This is a genomic window from Enterobacter cloacae complex sp. P43RS (genome assembly GCF_014930585.1).
GTDB classification, from domain to species: Bacteria; Pseudomonadota; Gammaproteobacteria; order Enterobacterales; family Enterobacteriaceae; genus Enterobacter; species Enterobacter bugandensis.
Genome location: NZ_JADBRJ010000010.1, coordinates 96,399 through 111,357, shown reverse-complemented (window position 1 = coordinate 111,357; position 14,959 = coordinate 96,399). Strand labels below are relative to the sequence as shown.

The following is a 14,959-nucleotide window of genomic DNA, read 5'->3' as shown; positions in this document are numbered from 1 at the left end:
TGTAGTTGTAATCTGAATAGATCACACTTCTGCGCCAGGAATAGTCTCAAAAAAGAAAGTTGTCGATTATCTGTGCGGAAGCGCAAAATTCAGCCTTTCCACATTCACTACCTGCTGATCCACCCGGTCAATATCCACTGAACTCTGCCCCTTCTCATTCACCGCTTTGATGTTCGCCAGCGACAGCAAGGTTTCGTCTTTGGCCATAAATTTACCCCGCACATCTTTCCGCAGGTCGAAGTTGATCTTCAGCGCGGGGCCAATAGCTTCCTCCTGCATCACGTTGATATTACGTAAGAAAAGATGCTGCGGCTTATTGTGCAGCTCAAGAGTCGCCCGCTTCATCTCCACGTTGGTGATCGCAACAAAGGAGGTCGCATTACCGGATGAAATTTGTATTCCGCGCAGCTTATACGCAAGCTGGCGATTATCCAGGTGGATATTGTTGAGCTTGAAGTTCTGCGGGATGGACAAATAATCGCCTTTAATTACGCCATAGCCGATTAACATTCCGGCACTGTTGACCATGTCGACATTATCAATAATGAAATTATCACAGCCATAAATGGCGACCGTTGCGTTGTCTATACCCGCCTTTTTACTGAAATCGGGGGTAATATTTTTGGCCTTTATATTGCGGATAACAAAGTGTTTCCCGTTCTCAACGTGCACCAGCTGGCGACAGTTGCTGCCGGTGATATTTGCCACCACGAAGTTCTTCACGGTTTGCTTTTCCGGGTAGTCGTTATCGTAGGTGCTGCCGGCGAGGCCGATGCCGATGCCCCAGTTGATCTTGCCGTTGGTGCAGTTGATGTTATCGATCACATGATCGGAGATCAGAATATTGCGGTCATTGATGGCAACGTTCCACTCGATCGCATCGCCCTGCAGATGACTGAATTTGCTGTTGGTGATCCGGGCGCCATCAACCTGATTGTGAAAGCCCTGGCGCAGGATGGCGTAGTTAGCCTGGCTCACGCTGATGTTATCAATCACCAGATTGCGCATCACGCGAGGTTTCTTGCCGCCAATGTAAATCTGCGTCACCGGCCCAAATCCGCTCATTGCCAGCCCTTTGATCGCGCAGTCCGAGCCGCGAATGTCGAGCGTGATGTTCTCCGTGCGCCCGCTGCCTTCACCGATCACTTTGCAGCCTTCCTGCAGCACAAAACGCCCACGTCCGTTGCCGGTCAACGCTCCGCGGATCAGCAGCGTTTTACCGTCGGGAATGAAAATGCCCGTATTGATGTTTTCACAGGTAAGTCCGGCCGGGACAACGACGGTGTCACCGTCCTTAAACGCCTGCTTAAAAGCGGCGATCCAGTCGTTGCTATTGTACTGATTAATGGAGACCGTCTTTCCGCTTGCCGCCCGCGCCATGCGGGACGACAGCAGCGGCGAGGCCGCCAGAACAGACAGAGAAGAGACAAAGGTGCGTCGGGTAATCTTTTTCAGCATACAACCTCGGCGTTACAGCGTTTGCAGCAGGCTCGCTAACTGGCGATTGATTACCTGCTGGTTAAAATCGGTTTCAACTTTTTGTCGGGCATTCTGGAGCACAGGCTCCAGCGCCTGCTGGTCGATGTCGCTAAAGGCAGCCAATCGATCTGCAAGAGCCATCGCGTTATTCTCCGGCACCAGCCAGCCGGAATGATCAGATTTGATCAGCTCCGGGATCCCGCTGTGCAGCGTCGATACCACCGGGATCCCAACGGCCATCGCCTCCATCAGCGCCACCGGAATGCCTTCCATATCGCCATCGGTGCCCGTTACCGAAGGCAGCAGGAACACGTCCGCCTCATCGAGCATGGCTTTAACCTCATGGCTCGGCTTGAAGCCCGGCATCTCCACGACATCGTCCAGCTGATACTGTTCGATAAGCGTGCGCAGACGACGTTCCCACGGGCCAATGCCGAGAATGCGATAGTGGAACGCCACCCCACGCGCCTTCAGCTGTCGGCAGGCTTCGATGGCCACGTGCAGACCTTTCTTCTCGGTCAGACGGGCTACGGAGATGATCTGCAGCGGTTTTCCCGGCACCTTAACCGGGCGGCGAGTGAAGCGCGTTAAATCCACGCCCATACGCGACACGGCAATTTTCTCCCCCGGACAGCCCATGCTTTTCAGTCGTCCGGCCCACAGGTCGCTGATGGGCAGCATCATGTCGCCGCGGCGGAAAAGCTCCTGATACTCCGGCGTGTAGTGGTTCAGCACCTCGCGGCTGGAAATGTCGATACCGTGGAAGATGGTCGCAATTTTTCCGTCAATTACGCCAAGCTCACGCAGTTTCGCGGCGGTGACCCCCGCCGGGCCAAAGTGGGCGATAAACACGTCGGCACGATACGGCTGCGCCGTTTGCCCGCAGATGGCCGACAGAATTAAATTGCGAGATTCCGATCCATAGCGGGAAACGTTCAGCGCGCGCCACGTCGACGCGCGGTGGATCCCGCGTAACGTCTGGCTGGCCCGGTAGCGTAGCTTGCTCAGCTTCCCGGCCGGTTCGTCCTGCAGCCAGCGGGTCTTCGCCTCCAGCCCATACTGGGCATACGCCGCATGGGTATTTTTGGTGTCGCCCTTTTGCAGGGCGACGATCTCCACGTCATATCCCATATCGATAAACGCGGTAATTTGGTTCAGTACAAAGGTCTCAGACGACAGCGGAAATTTCAGTAAGAAGAAACCAACCTTCATTTCCCCTCCCGCACGCGTTCAAGCACCGATTTCACCATGTCAATGCCCTTCTCGCGCTCGGCTTTCACCGCCACCGCCAGGCGTTCATTGATCGCGGGCAGTTGACCCAGCGTGTCCCCCACCATTGCACCGAGCGATCCGTCCAGCAGATGACGAATATCCACGGCCATCTCCGGCATGCCAAGCTGCTGCATAATCCCGGCGGACTTGTGCTCATAGTTAATGGCGATGGCCGGCGTGCCAAAGTTCATGGAGATAATCGCCGAGTGCAGACGGGTGCCCACGGTCAGGTCGCAGGCTGCGAGCAGTTTACCCATCTCCAGGTCGTTCAGCTCGTCCATCACCACGTGGTAGCGGGACGGGTCGTTCACCAGGTTGCGCAGGTTCAGCGCCACCATACGGTCGTCTTTGTTGTAGCTGTCGATGCCGGTGCAGGTTGAGAGCGCCAGCACCTGGTACCCGCTGTCCAGCACGCGGTTCACCACGTCGGCGAAGGCTTTCTCATACGCCGCCTGGGTCGTACCTAAACGCTTATCAAAGGGCGCCAGCTCGCGCAGGGTAATCGCGACGGTCTTCTGTTTCGCCGTCACGTCGAGCCAGTGCTGCACCGCGTAACTCGGCTGGAAGTTATCGTCCTGGTGATCCACCAGCCAGGCGGTATCCACGCCGTGTTCTACTTTAGAGGTGTCAATTTCGCTACGCTTCATCATGTCGAGGCTGACCGATTCGCGCAGGATCAGCGCGTCGCAGTGGCCAAACACATAATTTGCGAGCTGGTTGAACTGCGGATCCTGGAACGGCCCGACGCTGTGGCCGATCATAAACAGCGGCTTTTTCGCCATGAACGTGCACAGCGCATGCTCAAACTGCGGCACGCCGTAGAGATCGACGAAGAACGAGCCGCCGACCTGAATAATGGCGTCATAGCCGGAAAGCAGACGCACGAAATCGGTAAAGCCCTGCGCGATCGCGATGTTGCGCAGCCTGCCGGTGTCGGTGACGCGGGAAAGCAGCACCTGATGCTGGTAGCGACGGCGCAGCACTTTCTTCACGCGCCCCATCACGCCCGCGGCGTTATTGTGCTGTTTCATCTGGCTGTAAAGCGGGTCGCCCATTACCGGGCGGTTCAGTAACCAGGATGAGCTGACCGGATAACGGCTCATCACGTCCACTTCAGTCTCAGGCTTAAGGGTGTTAATTGCATCCAGTAAACCGCGCAGGATGGCGCTGTCGCCACGGTTGCCGCAGGTATGGTTGCCAAGAATTAATAATTTCATAATGGCCTCTTAAAGAACTAGCCTGCGCGAAGCAGCGTTTTCATTTTTTCGTTACGGCAAAACTGGCGCTTCATCTCTACCACCAGCGCGTTGCGCGACAGCACAATCATCACGCCAAACGCCAGCGCGCCCGCGGCAACCTGCACCGCCAGCAGCGCGGCCAGCGGCAGATGCCCGCTGAGGATAATGCCCAGACCGTAGCTCACCGCCAGGGTCGGCAATGAGAGATAGAACGGCAGCCACAGGCTCAGGATGTACTGACGGTAGCTGGAGCCCAGCACCGGTTTGATCATGATGAAGTAGCTCAGAACGGTATTGACGATCTGCACCAGCAGGAAGCCCAGCGTGACGCCGATGGCGCCCGCCATATGCCCGCCGACGATAATCGCCGGAATAAACAGGAAAGTTTTGAACACGTTGAATTTAAAGCTGATATCCACGCGCGCCTTCGCCATCAGCAGAGAACCAATCGGATTGCCCACGGAGCGCAGCAGCCCCACCACGCACAACAGCTGCAGGATCGGGATAATGCCGTTCCACTTCTCGCCAAACACCAGCGGCACGAAGTTGCTGGAAACCACCATCAGCCCCAGCAGCACCGGGAAGTTGATAATCCCCACCACGGAAAGCAGCTTGTAAAAGTTGACGCGCAGCTTCTCGGTGTCGTCCTGAATCTTGGCGAACGCCGGGAACAGCACGCGAGTGATAATGGGGTTCAGCTTCATAGGAGGAACAACCGCAACGTTATAGGCCAGGTTGTAGCCCCCCGCCACGCTCGCGCCCAGGATGCGCGCCAGCACCAGCGTCGAGAGGTTGGTATTCACATAGTTAATAATGCTGTCCGCCGTCAGCCACGCGCCAAAGCGCAGGTTGGACGAGACGGACGCGAGAGAGAAATGCAGCCCCGGACGGTAAATCTTGCGGCCAAAGTAGCCGAACAGCAGCGTACGCACGGCAGAGTTAACCAGATAACCGAGGATGGCGGTCATCGCCAGCGGCCAGAAATGGGCGCTCACCACGGTAAAGGTAAAGCCCGCCAGCACGGCGCTGGTCTCGATCATGCCGATCTTGTTGAACTCCAGCTCTTTTTGCATCAGAGCGCGGAACTGCTGCCCGTGCGGGATCACCACAAAGGCAAACGACAGCGTGCGCATCAGCGGGGCGAGATCCGGGTTGTGCAGCACGCTGGCTATGGTGTCGCTCAGCAGGAACACCAGCACAAACACTAAAATCCCCAGCCCCACGTTCAGCCAGTAGAGCGTGGTCAGCTCAAGATGGCTGATCTCTTTGCGCTGGATAATCGAGTTGGCGATACCGAAGTCAGACAGCGTGTCGGCCAGCGCGATAATCACCAGCGAGACGGTCAGCAGGCCGAACTGGTGATTATCGATAATGCGCGCCAGCACCGTCATCTGCACCAGGCCGAGGCCAATGATGACGATGGTCGCCATCGCTGACCACTTGGCGCCGCTGATGGTTTTTTCACGTAAGCTCATCTTAGTACGCCGCTTTGTTCACGAAACCTTTGAAGATGGTCAGAAAAACAATCTTGATATCGAACCAGAGGCTCCACTCGCGGATGTACTCCAGATCGAACTCGATGCGTTTTTCCATTTTTTCCAGCGTGTCGGTCTCGCCGCGCCAGCCGTTGATCTGCGCCCAGCCGGTGATGCCCGGCTTCACCTTATGGCGCAGCATGTAGCCTTCAATCAGCGAACGGTACTGCTCGTTATGCGCCACCGCGTGCGGACGCGGGCCAACAATCGACATGCCGCCGGTAAAGACGTTGATGAACTGCGGCAGCTCGTCAAGCGAAGTGCGGCGCAGGAAGTTCCCCACGCGGGTGACGCGCGGATCATTCTGCGTCGCCTGGGTCACCACCTTGTCGTTCTCCATCACCTTCATGGAGCGGAATTTCCACACCATGATTGGCTTACCGTCCATGCCGTAGCGGGTCTGACGGAAGATAACCGGGCCGGGAGAGCTCAACTTCACCGCCAGAGCGATGCAGCACAGCACCGGGGAAATGAGCAGTAAAATCAGGGAAGAGAGTACGATATCTTCCACGCGCTTGAGCACGCGGTTAATACCCGACAGCGGCGTGTCATACAGCGGTACCACCGGTACGCCGTTCACCTCTTCAATGCGGGAGTGCAGAATGTTGAAGGTAAACACGTCCGGGATCAGGATCACCGAACAGGTGGTGTCAGCCAGCTCGCGCATCAGCTGCTTGATGCGGGTTTCGTCTTTCATCTGCATGGCGATATAGACGTTATGAATTTTTCCGGCCTTCGCGTCTTCAATAAGCTGTGCGTAATTGCCCGCCCAGTCCGCAGGTACGCCGCCCGGCTTCGCGTCGTGGTAAATCCCCACCACTTCAAACCCTAACCACGGCTCTTTGCGGAAGCTGTCGAGCAGCACCCTGCCGACGGGCAGATCGCCTGCCACCGCCACGAAACGACGGTTATAGCCGCGGTTACGCAGCCAGCCCGCGCCAAAACGGATCAGGGAACGGCACACGACCATGCCGACGCTGGTTAACAGGTACCAGCAGAGATAGGTCACGAAGCGGTTGTCAAAATCATGGCTGAACGCCACCAGACCGGCGCTGAAGATCAGGCTCAGGGTCCAGTTCTGCAGCAGCAGCATCAGTTCGGTGGTCATTTTCACGCCGCGCCACGAGCGGTAGAAATCGGTCATCCCGCCGATCATCTGAAACACAACCAGCGCAATCAGGGCCATCAGAAGATGCATATATAAGAACGGCAGCCCGCTGATCCGACACACCGCCCACAATCCACCGACCATGATGGTGATATCAGAAAAACGCTGCACCATAGAGATTAACGATGCATTCGTTCTCGCTCGTTCGCGTTTTTTTAGATTCGTCATCGTTGTTCCTGTATTCGGTTCCCCCTCCCGCCGGGAGGGGCAATTGTTACTGATTTAACAGCGCCAGAATGTCCTTCGTTCGGGCTTCCATCAGCGCCGTATCAGCGCGGGATTCCACGTTCAGGCGCACCACCGGCTCGGTGTTGGACGAACGCAGGTTAAAGCGCCACTGCGGGAACGCCATGCTGATGCCGTCCGTACGGTCAATCTCCAGCGCGTGAATGGCAAAGTGCTGTTCAACGCGGGCAATCGCCTCGGCCGGCTGCGCCAGCTTGCTGTTGATCTCCCCGCTCGCCGGGAAGGCCGCCATGCGGTCACGCACCAGCTCGCCCAGGCTCTGCCCCTTCAGGCACAGGAGTTCGGTCACCAGCAGCCACGGGATCATCCCGCTGTCGCAGTAGGCAAAATCACGGAAATAGTGGTGGGCGCTCATCTCGCCGCCGTAGATGGCGTCTTCTTCGCGCATGCGCTCTTTAATAAACGCGTGACCGGTTTTAGACATCACCGGCTCGCCGCCCGCGGCCTTCACCACGTCGACGGTGTTCCAGGAAAGACGCGGATCGTGAATGATCTTCGCGCCCGGATTTTTTTCGAGGAACGCTTCCGCCAGCAGGCCAACGATGTAGTAGCCTTCGATAAACTGCCCTTTCTCGTCAAACAGGAAGCAGCGGTCGAAGTCGCCGTCGAAGGCGATGCCCATATCGGCACCGTGCTCAATCACCGCGTTACGGGTGTCGTCGCGGCACTCCGGCAGCAGCGGGTTAGGAATACCGTTCGGGAAGTTACCGTCCGGCGTGTTGTGTACCTTGACGAAGGTCACCGGCACGTTCAGCGCCTTAAAGCGGGCTTCCAGCGCATCGACAACCGGGCCTGCCGCGCCGTTACCGGAGTTGATGACCAGCTTCAGCGGCTTGAGGTTCGCCACGTTGATGTAGCCCAGCAGGTGGTCGATGTACTCTTTCTGCAGGTTGATTTTTTTGTAGCTGCCGCGCTTCGCCTCGTTCACCGGCGGGAAGTCGTTGGCTTCCGCGAGGCGCTGCACGTCGCGCAGGCCGGTGTCGCCGCTAATCGGGCGCGCGCCCTTGCGCACCAGCTTCATGCCGTTGTAGTCCATCGGGTTGTGGCTGGCCGTCACTTCGATACCGCCGTCCACGCCAAGGTGGAAGGTGGCAAAATAGATCTCTTCGGTACCTGACAGGCCGATGTCCAGCACGTCCACGCCCGCGTCCTGCAGCCCTTTTGCCAGCGCCAGCTTCAGGGATTCACTGGTCAGACGCACGTCGCCGCCCAGCACGATGGTCTTAGGTTTTAAATATTCGCCGTACGCGCGACCGATGCGCCACGCGATGTCTTCATTCAGCTCTTCGCCCAGCTTGCCGCGAATATCGTAGGCTTTAAAACAGGTTAATTTTTCCATGATGACCCCTTTTTCAGGCAACAGTTGGCCCTGACCACTTAATGGCCAAATTTATTTTTGTCATTCGTAGGCCCGGCAGGCGCAGCGCCGCCGGGCATGATGCTGCGTGCTACACGCGGCCGTAGCGATCCTGGAAGCGCACAATATCGTCCTCTTCCAGATACGAGCCGGAGCGCACCTCAATTAAGTCGAGAGGAATTTTCCCCGGGTTTTCCAGACAGTGCGTGGCGCCCAGCGGAATATAAATGGACTCGTTTTCACCCAGCAGCTTCACTTCGCCGTCGATGGTCACTTTGGCCGTACCCGCCACCACCACCCAGTGTTCAGCGCGGTGATGGTGCATCTGCACCGACAGCCCCTCGCCCGGCTTCACGGTGATGCGCTTCACCTGATAGCGGTCGCCCGCGTCGATGGAGTCATATTTGCCCCACGGACGGTACACTTCACGGTGAATGTGGTGTTCGTGACGGCCATCGGCCTTGATCTTCTCAACCACTTTTTTAACGTCCTGCACGGCGTTACGGTCGGCAATCAGCACCGCGTCTTTGGTCTGGACAACCACCAGATCCTTCACCCCGACGGTGGTGACGAGGCCAGACTCGGCGTAAACGTAGCTGTTTTCGGTTTTGTGGCTAATCACATCGCCGTGATGGACGTTACCCTCCGGGGTATGGGCGCTGATCTCCCACAGGGAGGACCAGGAGCCAACGTCGCTCCAGCCTGCATCCATCGGTACCACCACCGCGTCAGCCGTGCGTTCCATCACGGCGTAGTCGATAGACTCTTCCGGGCAGGCGAGGAACGCCTCTTCATCCACGCGGATAAAGTCGAGATCCGGGTCCACCACCGCCATCGCTTTTTCGCAGGCGTTCAGAATATCCGGGCGGTATTTGCGCAGCTCTTCGAGATAGCGTCCGGCGCGGAACAGGAACATCCCGCTGTTCCAGTAATATTCACCGCTGGCGACATAGGCCTGCGCGGTTTCGAGATTCGGTTTTTCGACAAACTGCGCCACGTCAAACGCCACGCTATCGCCCTCACCCGGCGTTACGCTGCCGCGACGGATGTAACCGTAGCCGGTTTCCGGCAGATCCGGCACGATGCCGAAGGTCACCAGCTTGCCGCTCTCGGCGTAAGGGATCGCGGCACGCACCGCGTCGCGGAATGCGTCTTCCTGCTGGATAACGTGATCTGCCGCCAGGACCAGCATCAGCGGGTCACAGTCAGGGCTGCTGCGTTTTGCCGCCAGCGCCGCCAGGGCGATCGCGGGCGCGGTATTACGTCCGGCAGGCTCCAGGATGATGTTTTCCGTGAGCTTGTTCAGCTGGCGCAGCTGCTCGGCAACGATAAAGCGGTGCTGTTCGTTACAAATCACCACCGGGCTTTCACACTCCACGCCGTGCAGACGGTTTACCGTCGTCTGCAGCATGGTGAGATCCCCTTTCAGGCAGAGGAACTGTTTTGGATAGAGCACGCGGGACAGCGGCCACAACCGGCTACCAGAGCCACCAGCCATCACAACCGGATACAAAGTGGTTTGACTCATGATTTATCCCCGTATATCTGCAATAAATTGGCTCAGCACGTTCTCTTTCTCGAGCGTGCGTTCGGCATATTCACGTGCCACCGTGTTCACTTTTGGCATGGCGAGTGCCTGTTCAATGCCGGTGACCAGCGCCGGGACCGATTCCGGCTCCACGCACACGGCAATCCCCGGATAGCTGCCACACAGCTGGCCTAATTCTGTTTCGGCTTCCGCCGTAATCACCGCGTTACCGCCCACTGCCAGAATGTTGGTCAGCTTGGACGGCAGCACCGCATCCGCCGCGCCGCGTTTTTGCACTACCAGATGGCAATCCGCCATTTTCAGCAGCGCGGGCAGCGCATCGTACGATTGCAGCGGGAAAAACTTCACGTTGGTCAGGCCGCGTTCACTGGCCATCTTCTCCAGCCGCGCTTTTCCCCCGCCCTGTCCGACAATCACAAACGTCCACGGCTGTTCGATCAGCAGCTGGGCCGCTTCAATAACACTCTCCAGCCCCTGCTTTTCGCCGATGTTGCCTGAGTAAAGAATGATTTTTTGGTCTTCAGGCAAACCGAGCCGGGCGCGCAGCGCCTGAGCCTCTTGCTCCGTCACGTCGCGAAAACGCGCCACTTCGGACCAGTTCGGGAAGAAGATCACCTTCTCCGCAGGGACGCCTTTCTCCTGCGCTTTGTTCATCATCGAGCGCGAGATCGTAGAGACGTAATCCACGTTATGCAGGCCACTGCGCTCAAAGGCGCTGGCGAGCTTCGCCACCTTGCCGCCCTTGCCTTTCCCGGCCATACCCAGACCGAGCATGGCGTCCACTTCATAATCCTGAATGTGCAGCAGGGTGCGCGCGCCGGAGAGTTTTCCCAGCAGGCGCATGCCCGGCGTGCAGAACAGCGTCGGCACCACGCCGATAATGCGATCCGGCTTCCAGCGACGCTGCGCCATCAGCGGGAAGAAACTGCTGAGGGCAAAGCTGCCCAGATGAATTAAACGTTTCAGCGTCGAGGGCTGTTTCGGCACGTAGAGCGGGCAGCGCCAGACGGTCGCGGCACCCTCTTCGCGGCGATAGCGCCAGCTGGAATAGCGTTCGCCTACCTTCCACTCCGGGTAGTACGGCGGGGCAGTAATCACCCGCACGTCATGTCCCTGGCTCGCCATCCACTCCACCATCTCGCCGGTGTATTTCCCGATACCGGTTAATTCCGGCGAGTAGTTAATTCCGTAGACGAGGATTTTCATAGTCCTGGCACCTCGGCCTGACGTTCCGCGAGGAAGTACGCCCGACTGTTGTCATGGACGTTGTCGCTTGCCAGCAGCGCCTCTGGCGTTAGCCAGCGGTAATCGTCATGCTGAGAATCAGGCAGACGCAGGTCTGCCTCACTCACCTTCAGGCGGAACCCCAGCACGATGTAGTGCGTGGAGAACCCGGTGCCTGAAAAGTTATCGTCATAGAAGTGCTGCCAGACCCCGTAAAACTGGCCCGCTGCCATCGGCAGCTGCAGGCCCAGTTCCGCCAGAGTGAGACGCTCAAACGCATCAACCAGCGTCTCATCCTTCTGCACGCGCCCGCCAGGCACGAACCAGAAGCCCTGTGCAGGACGATTGGTTCGTTTCCCCAGCAAGAACTCGCCGCGTTCGTTCTCCACGATCAAATCAATCGAGATGAGCGGAGTAGAACGCACTACCGTGGCAAAATCTTCCTGACTTAAAAACATCATTACCCCCGGAAGCGGTGCTGGTTTTCCAGGAACCACTGGTAGGTGCTGGCCAGCCCCTGCTCCAGTGAGACCTCGTGATACCAGCCCAGCTGATGCAGACGGGTCACGTCCAGCAGCTTGCGCGGCGTGCCGTCCGGTTTGGTCGCGTCAAACACCACGCGGCCCTTGTAGCCCACCACCTGCGCGATGGTCTGCGCCAGCTCGCGAATGGTGCAGTCCACGCCGGTACCCACGTTAATGTGCGACAGCATCGGCTCGGTGTTTTCCTGCCACACCTCGCGATCCAGCTCCATCACGTGAATGCTGGCAGCCGCCATGTCGTCCACGTGCAGGAACTCGCGCATTGGCGTTCCGCTGCCCCACACCACCACGTCCGGGGCGTTTTCGGCAGTCGCCTCGTGGAAGCGACGCAGCAGCGCCGGGATCACGTGCGAGTTGCTCGGGTGGAAGTTGTCGTGCGGTCCGTACAGGTTGGTCGGCATCACCGAGCGATAGTCGCGGTTGTACTGACGGTTGTAGGACTCGCACAGCTTGATCCCGGCAATTTTGGCAATCGCGTAGGGCTCGTTAGTCGCTTCCAACGTGCCCTGCAGCAGCTCGCTCTCGGCAATCGGCTGCTTCGCCATCTTCGGGTAGATACAGGATGAACCGAGGAACAGCAGCTTGTTCACGTTGTGCAGATGCGCCGCGTGAATGATGTTGCTCTCAATCATCATGTTCTCGTAGATGAAATCCGCCGGATAGGTGTTGTTAGCGACAATGCCGCCCACCTTCGCCGCCGCCAGATACACCTGGTCAATGCGTTCGTTGGCAAAGAAGTCCTGTACCGCACGGCTGTCGAGCAGGTTCAGCTCGTCACGGGTGCGGACAATCACCTCTACGTCACCGCGCTGTTCCAGCTGGCGGACAATCGCGGAACCCACCATTCCGCGATGACCGGCGACAAAAATACGTTGTTTTGTCATTCTCAGGACTCCAGCGCGATGGCAACCTCGTAGCCATGAGACTTGAGCAGGGAGTGTTTTTTCGCTGCTTCAAGATCTTTGGCCACCATCTCGGAAACCATCTCCTGCAGAGTGGTTTCTGGTTTCCAGCCCAGCTTCTCGTGCGCTTTGGTTGGGTCGCCCAGCAGGGTTTCTACTTCAGCAGGACGGAAGTAACGCGGGTCAACCTGCACAATTACATCGCCTGGCTTCACGCCCGGCGCGTCGTGGCCGGTCACGGATACAACGATACCCTTCTCTTCCACGCCGGTGCCTTCGAAGCGCAGTTTGATGCCCAGTTGCGCCGCAGCCATCTCAACGAACTGACGCACGGAGTACTGCACGCCGGTCGCGATAACGAAGTCTTCTGGCTGTTCCTGCTGCAGCATCATCCACTGCATTTTCACGTAGTCTTTGGCATGGCCCCAGTCACGCAGGGAGTCCATGTTGCCGAGGTGCAGGCAAGATTCCAGACCCTGAGCAATGTTGGCGATCGCGCGGGTGATTTTACGGGTCACGAAGGTTTCGCCGCGGCGCGGGGATTCGTGGTTGAACAGAATGCCGTTACAGGCGTACATGCCGTAGGATTCACGGTAGTTCACGGTGATCCAGTAGGCGTACAGTTTTGCTACCGCATACGGAGAGCGCGGGTAGAACGGCGTGGTCTCTTTCTGTGGAATTTCCTGCACCAGGCCGTACAGCTCGGAGGTAGATGCCTGGTAGAAGCGAGTTTTCTTCTCAAGACCGAGGAAGCGAATCGCCTCCAGCAGACGCAGGGTACCCATGGCGTCAACGTCAGCGGTGTATTCCGGGGACTCGAAGGAGACCGCTACGTGGCTCATCGCCCCCAGGTTGTACACTTCATCCGGCTGTACTTCCTGCAGGATACGGGTCAAGTTGGAGGTATCGGTCAGGTCGCCGTAGTGCAGGTGGAATTTCGGGTTTGCCGCGTGAGGATCCTGATAGATGTGATCCACACGTTCGGTGTTGAATGAAGAGGCTCGACGCTTAATACCGTGCACTTCATACCCTTTCTCCAGCAGCAGTTCTGCCAGGTAAGAACCATCCTGCCCGGTAACGCCGGTGATGAGAGCGACTTTAGACATGTTTATATTCCTCTACTTATGAATTTAATCAGTTTCAACGCGTTCGCGTATCACCACTGCGGGGTTGCCACGGCAAACTTTATTTGCCGGTAGCGATTTAAAAACGCTGCTGCGGGCACCGACTACCGTGCCATCGCCAACAGAAATACCTGGTGCAACAAAAACATCCGTTGCCAGCCAGCACTTTTCACCGATCACAATAGGCGAAGCGGTAATATCAAAATGCGGGCTCATAAAGTCGTGGCTGCCGGTGCATAAATAACACTTCTGTGAAACCACCGAATTTGCGCCAATCGTAATCTCGCCCAGGGTATATAACACCGCGTCATCCCCTACCCAGGCGTAATCCCCGAGGGTTAATTTCCAGGGGTAGGTAATCTTCACCGAAGGTCGAATAACTACGTTTTTTCCGATTTTTGCGCCAAACAGGCGCAATAAAAAGGCTCGCCAGCGGTACAGTATTTGCGGCGACCAGGCAAATAAGGTTGCCTGAACCGCCCACCATAGCTGTACCTTAATACCGATCCCGCCCCGAAAACCTTTCGGTACGGAGAAACCTTTTAAATCCTGCATTGCGTTTCCTTATATTCAGGCTTTGTTATATAAGGTTTTCGTTTTACCTGTCGTACGCAGGCGTAATAAATAAGACAATTCCGCCCAGAATCCCGGCACGCGTAATATTTGACGCTGCACCTTTTTTGCATCCTGGCATAATTCCAGATTATTAGACGTTGACACGCCGCCCATCGAAAATTCAGACACCAGCCCTTTAATTCGACGGAACGGGTAACCTGATTTATACAGGCTGGCGGCCAGCGCATAATCGGATGACACCTTGTACTGCAAATCGTAAGGCTGTTTTTTCAGACCGTTTACCGGGAAGAAAATGGCCTGATGGCTGGCCGGCAGGCTGTGGTAGATATACCAGCCTGGCTTGGCGCTGCGGCAGACTTTATGCCCGTCGCCAAAATCGAGCAGCGCATCGCCAATATACATGGCATCCTCTTTCTGGCGCGCCAGCTGACGGGCAAACAGCGCCACGTCGTCGTGGAAAATATCGCCCGAGTTGAGGAAGATGGCATAACGGCCCTGGGCCATAGTAATGCCCTTGTTCATCGCATCGTAGATGCCTTTATCTTTCTCGCTGATGTAGCGTAAGTTGAATTCACCGTTGAGTTTTTCCAGAAACTCCGCCGTGCCATCGTTCGAGCCGCCGTCGACCACGATCCACTCAAAGGTGAGGCTTGGATCGCGCGCCAGGTTGCGCAGCGAGCGCCAGGTTTTTACCACCCCTTCGTAATTACGAAAAGCGACAGTAATGACGCTAAGAAACATAAATCA

The 14,959-nt window shown here is 57.1% G+C and carries 13 protein-coding genes; all 13 read right to left on the bottom strand.

Features of this window, described 5'->3' with window-relative positions; genetic code table 11:
- Positions 1 to 66 precede the first annotated feature (66 nt).
- Complete coding sequence (wcaM, locus tag IM294_RS18470; RefSeq protein WP_126818243.1) at positions 67 to 1,458, bottom strand: colanic acid biosynthesis protein WcaM; 1,392 nt, start codon at positions 1,456 to 1,458, stop codon at positions 67 to 69.
- Positions 1,459 to 1,470: 12 nt separating this feature from the next.
- Positions 1,471 to 2,691, bottom strand: coding sequence for a colanic acid biosynthesis glycosyltransferase WcaL (gene wcaL, locus IM294_RS18465; protein WP_126818242.1), 1,221 nt, complete (start codon positions 2,689 to 2,691; stop codon positions 1,471 to 1,473).
- A complete protein-coding gene (gene wcaK / locus IM294_RS18460; protein ID WP_126818241.1) occupies positions 2,688 to 3,968 on the bottom strand; it encodes a colanic acid biosynthesis pyruvyl transferase WcaK in 1,281 nt (426 codons plus the stop codon). The genes wcaL and wcaK overlap by 4 nt, the downstream gene beginning before the upstream one ends.
- A gap of 17 nt (positions 3,969 to 3,985) precedes the next feature.
- Positions 3,986 to 5,464 (bottom strand): colanic acid undecaprenyl disphosphate flippase WzxC, encoded by a 1,479-nt coding sequence (gene wzxC, locus IM294_RS18455; protein ID WP_126818240.1) that lies wholly within the window; start codon positions 5,462 to 5,464, stop codon positions 3,986 to 3,988.
- Position 5,465: 1 nt separating this feature from the next.
- Positions 5,466 to 6,860 (bottom strand): undecaprenyl-phosphate glucose phosphotransferase, encoded by a 1,395-nt coding sequence (gene wcaJ, locus IM294_RS18450; RefSeq protein ID WP_041909129.1) that lies wholly within the window; start codon positions 6,858 to 6,860, stop codon positions 5,466 to 5,468.
- 46 nt (positions 6,861 to 6,906) lie between these two features.
- Positions 6,907 to 8,277, bottom strand: coding sequence for a colanic acid biosynthesis phosphomannomutase CpsG (gene cpsG, locus IM294_RS18445; protein ID WP_063942177.1), 1,371 nt, complete (start codon positions 8,275 to 8,277; stop codon positions 6,907 to 6,909).
- 109 nt (positions 8,278 to 8,386) lie between these two features.
- Complete coding sequence (gene cpsB, locus IM294_RS18440; protein ID WP_028013792.1) at positions 8,387 to 9,823, bottom strand: mannose-1-phosphate guanyltransferase; 1,437 nt, start codon at positions 9,821 to 9,823, stop codon at positions 8,387 to 8,389.
- 3 nt (positions 9,824 to 9,826) lie between these two features.
- Positions 9,827 to 11,050 (bottom strand): colanic acid biosynthesis fucosyltransferase WcaI, encoded by a 1,224-nt coding sequence (wcaI, locus tag IM294_RS18435; RefSeq protein ID WP_045260413.1) that lies wholly within the window; start codon positions 11,048 to 11,050, stop codon positions 9,827 to 9,829.
- Positions 11,047 to 11,526 carry a GDP-mannose mannosyl hydrolase gene (locus IM294_RS18430; protein WP_074135958.1) on the bottom strand — a complete coding sequence of 160 codons (480 nt, stop codon included), beginning with the start codon at positions 11,524 to 11,526 and terminating at the stop codon, positions 11,047 to 11,049. Before IM294_RS18430 ends, wcaI begins: the two co-directional genes overlap by 4 nt.
- A 2-nt stretch (positions 11,527 to 11,528) precedes the next feature.
- Positions 11,529 to 12,494, bottom strand: a complete 966-nt coding sequence (locus tag IM294_RS18425) for a GDP-L-fucose synthase (protein WP_024908102.1) — start codon at positions 12,492 to 12,494, stop codon at positions 11,529 to 11,531.
- A 2-nt stretch (positions 12,495 to 12,496) separates the two neighbouring features.
- Positions 12,497 to 13,618, bottom strand: coding sequence for a GDP-mannose 4,6-dehydratase (gmd, locus tag IM294_RS18420; RefSeq protein WP_003863514.1), 1,122 nt, complete (start codon positions 13,616 to 13,618; stop codon positions 12,497 to 12,499).
- Between the two features lie 24 nt (positions 13,619 to 13,642).
- Complete coding sequence (gene wcaF / locus IM294_RS18415; RefSeq protein WP_126818239.1) at positions 13,643 to 14,191, bottom strand: colanic acid biosynthesis acetyltransferase WcaF; 549 nt, start codon at positions 14,189 to 14,191, stop codon at positions 13,643 to 13,645.
- A gap of 15 nt (positions 14,192 to 14,206) precedes the next feature.
- Positions 14,207 to 14,953: a colanic acid biosynthesis glycosyltransferase WcaE gene (wcaE, locus tag IM294_RS18410; protein WP_028013796.1), complete on the bottom strand. Its 747-nt coding sequence runs from the start codon at positions 14,951 to 14,953 to the stop codon at positions 14,207 to 14,209.
- Positions 14,954 to 14,959: the final 6 nt, after the last annotated feature.

Bases quoted from the DNA above. Each gene is read 5' to 3' on its own strand.
- wzxC (WP_126818240.1), bottom strand. From the start codon at position 5,464: ATGAGCTTACGTGAAAAAACCATCAGCGGCGCCAAGTGGTCAGCGATG.
- wcaL (WP_126818242.1), bottom strand. From the start codon at position 2,691: ATGAAGGTTGGTTTCTTCTTACTGAAATTTCCGCTGTCGTCTGAGACC.
- wcaJ (WP_041909129.1), bottom strand. From the start codon at position 6,860: ATGACGAATCTAAAAAAACGCGAACGAGCGAGAACGAATGCATCGTTA.
- wcaM (WP_126818243.1), bottom strand. From the start codon at position 1,458: ATGCTGAAAAAGATTACCCGACGCACCTTTGTCTCTTCTCTGTCTGTT.
- IM294_RS18430 (WP_074135958.1), bottom strand. From the start codon at position 11,526: ATGTTTTTAAGTCAGGAAGATTTTGCCACGGTAGTGCGTTCTACTCCG.
- cpsG (WP_063942177.1), bottom strand. From the start codon at position 8,277: ATGGAAAAATTAACCTGTTTTAAAGCCTACGATATTCGCGGCAAGCTG.
- cpsB (WP_028013792.1), bottom strand. From the start codon at position 9,823: ATGAGTCAAACCACTTTGTATCCGGTTGTGATGGCTGGTGGCTCTGGT.
- wcaK (WP_126818241.1), bottom strand. From the start codon at position 3,968: ATGAAATTATTAATTCTTGGCAACCATACCTGCGGCAACCGTGGCGAC.
- wcaF (WP_126818239.1), bottom strand. From the start codon at position 14,191: ATGCAGGATTTAAAAGGTTTCTCCGTACCGAAAGGTTTTCGGGGCGGG.
- wcaI (WP_045260413.1), bottom strand. From the start codon at position 11,050: ATGAAAATCCTCGTCTACGGAATTAACTACTCGCCGGAATTAACCGGT.
- gmd (WP_003863514.1), bottom strand. From the start codon at position 13,618: ATGTCTAAAGTCGCTCTCATCACCGGCGTTACCGGGCAGGATGGTTCT.
- IM294_RS18425 (WP_024908102.1), bottom strand. From the start codon at position 12,494: ATGACAAAACAACGTATTTTTGTCGCCGGTCATCGCGGAATGGTGGGT.
- wcaE (WP_028013796.1), bottom strand. From the start codon at position 14,953: ATGTTTCTTAGCGTCATTACTGTCGCTTTTCGTAATTACGAAGGGGTG.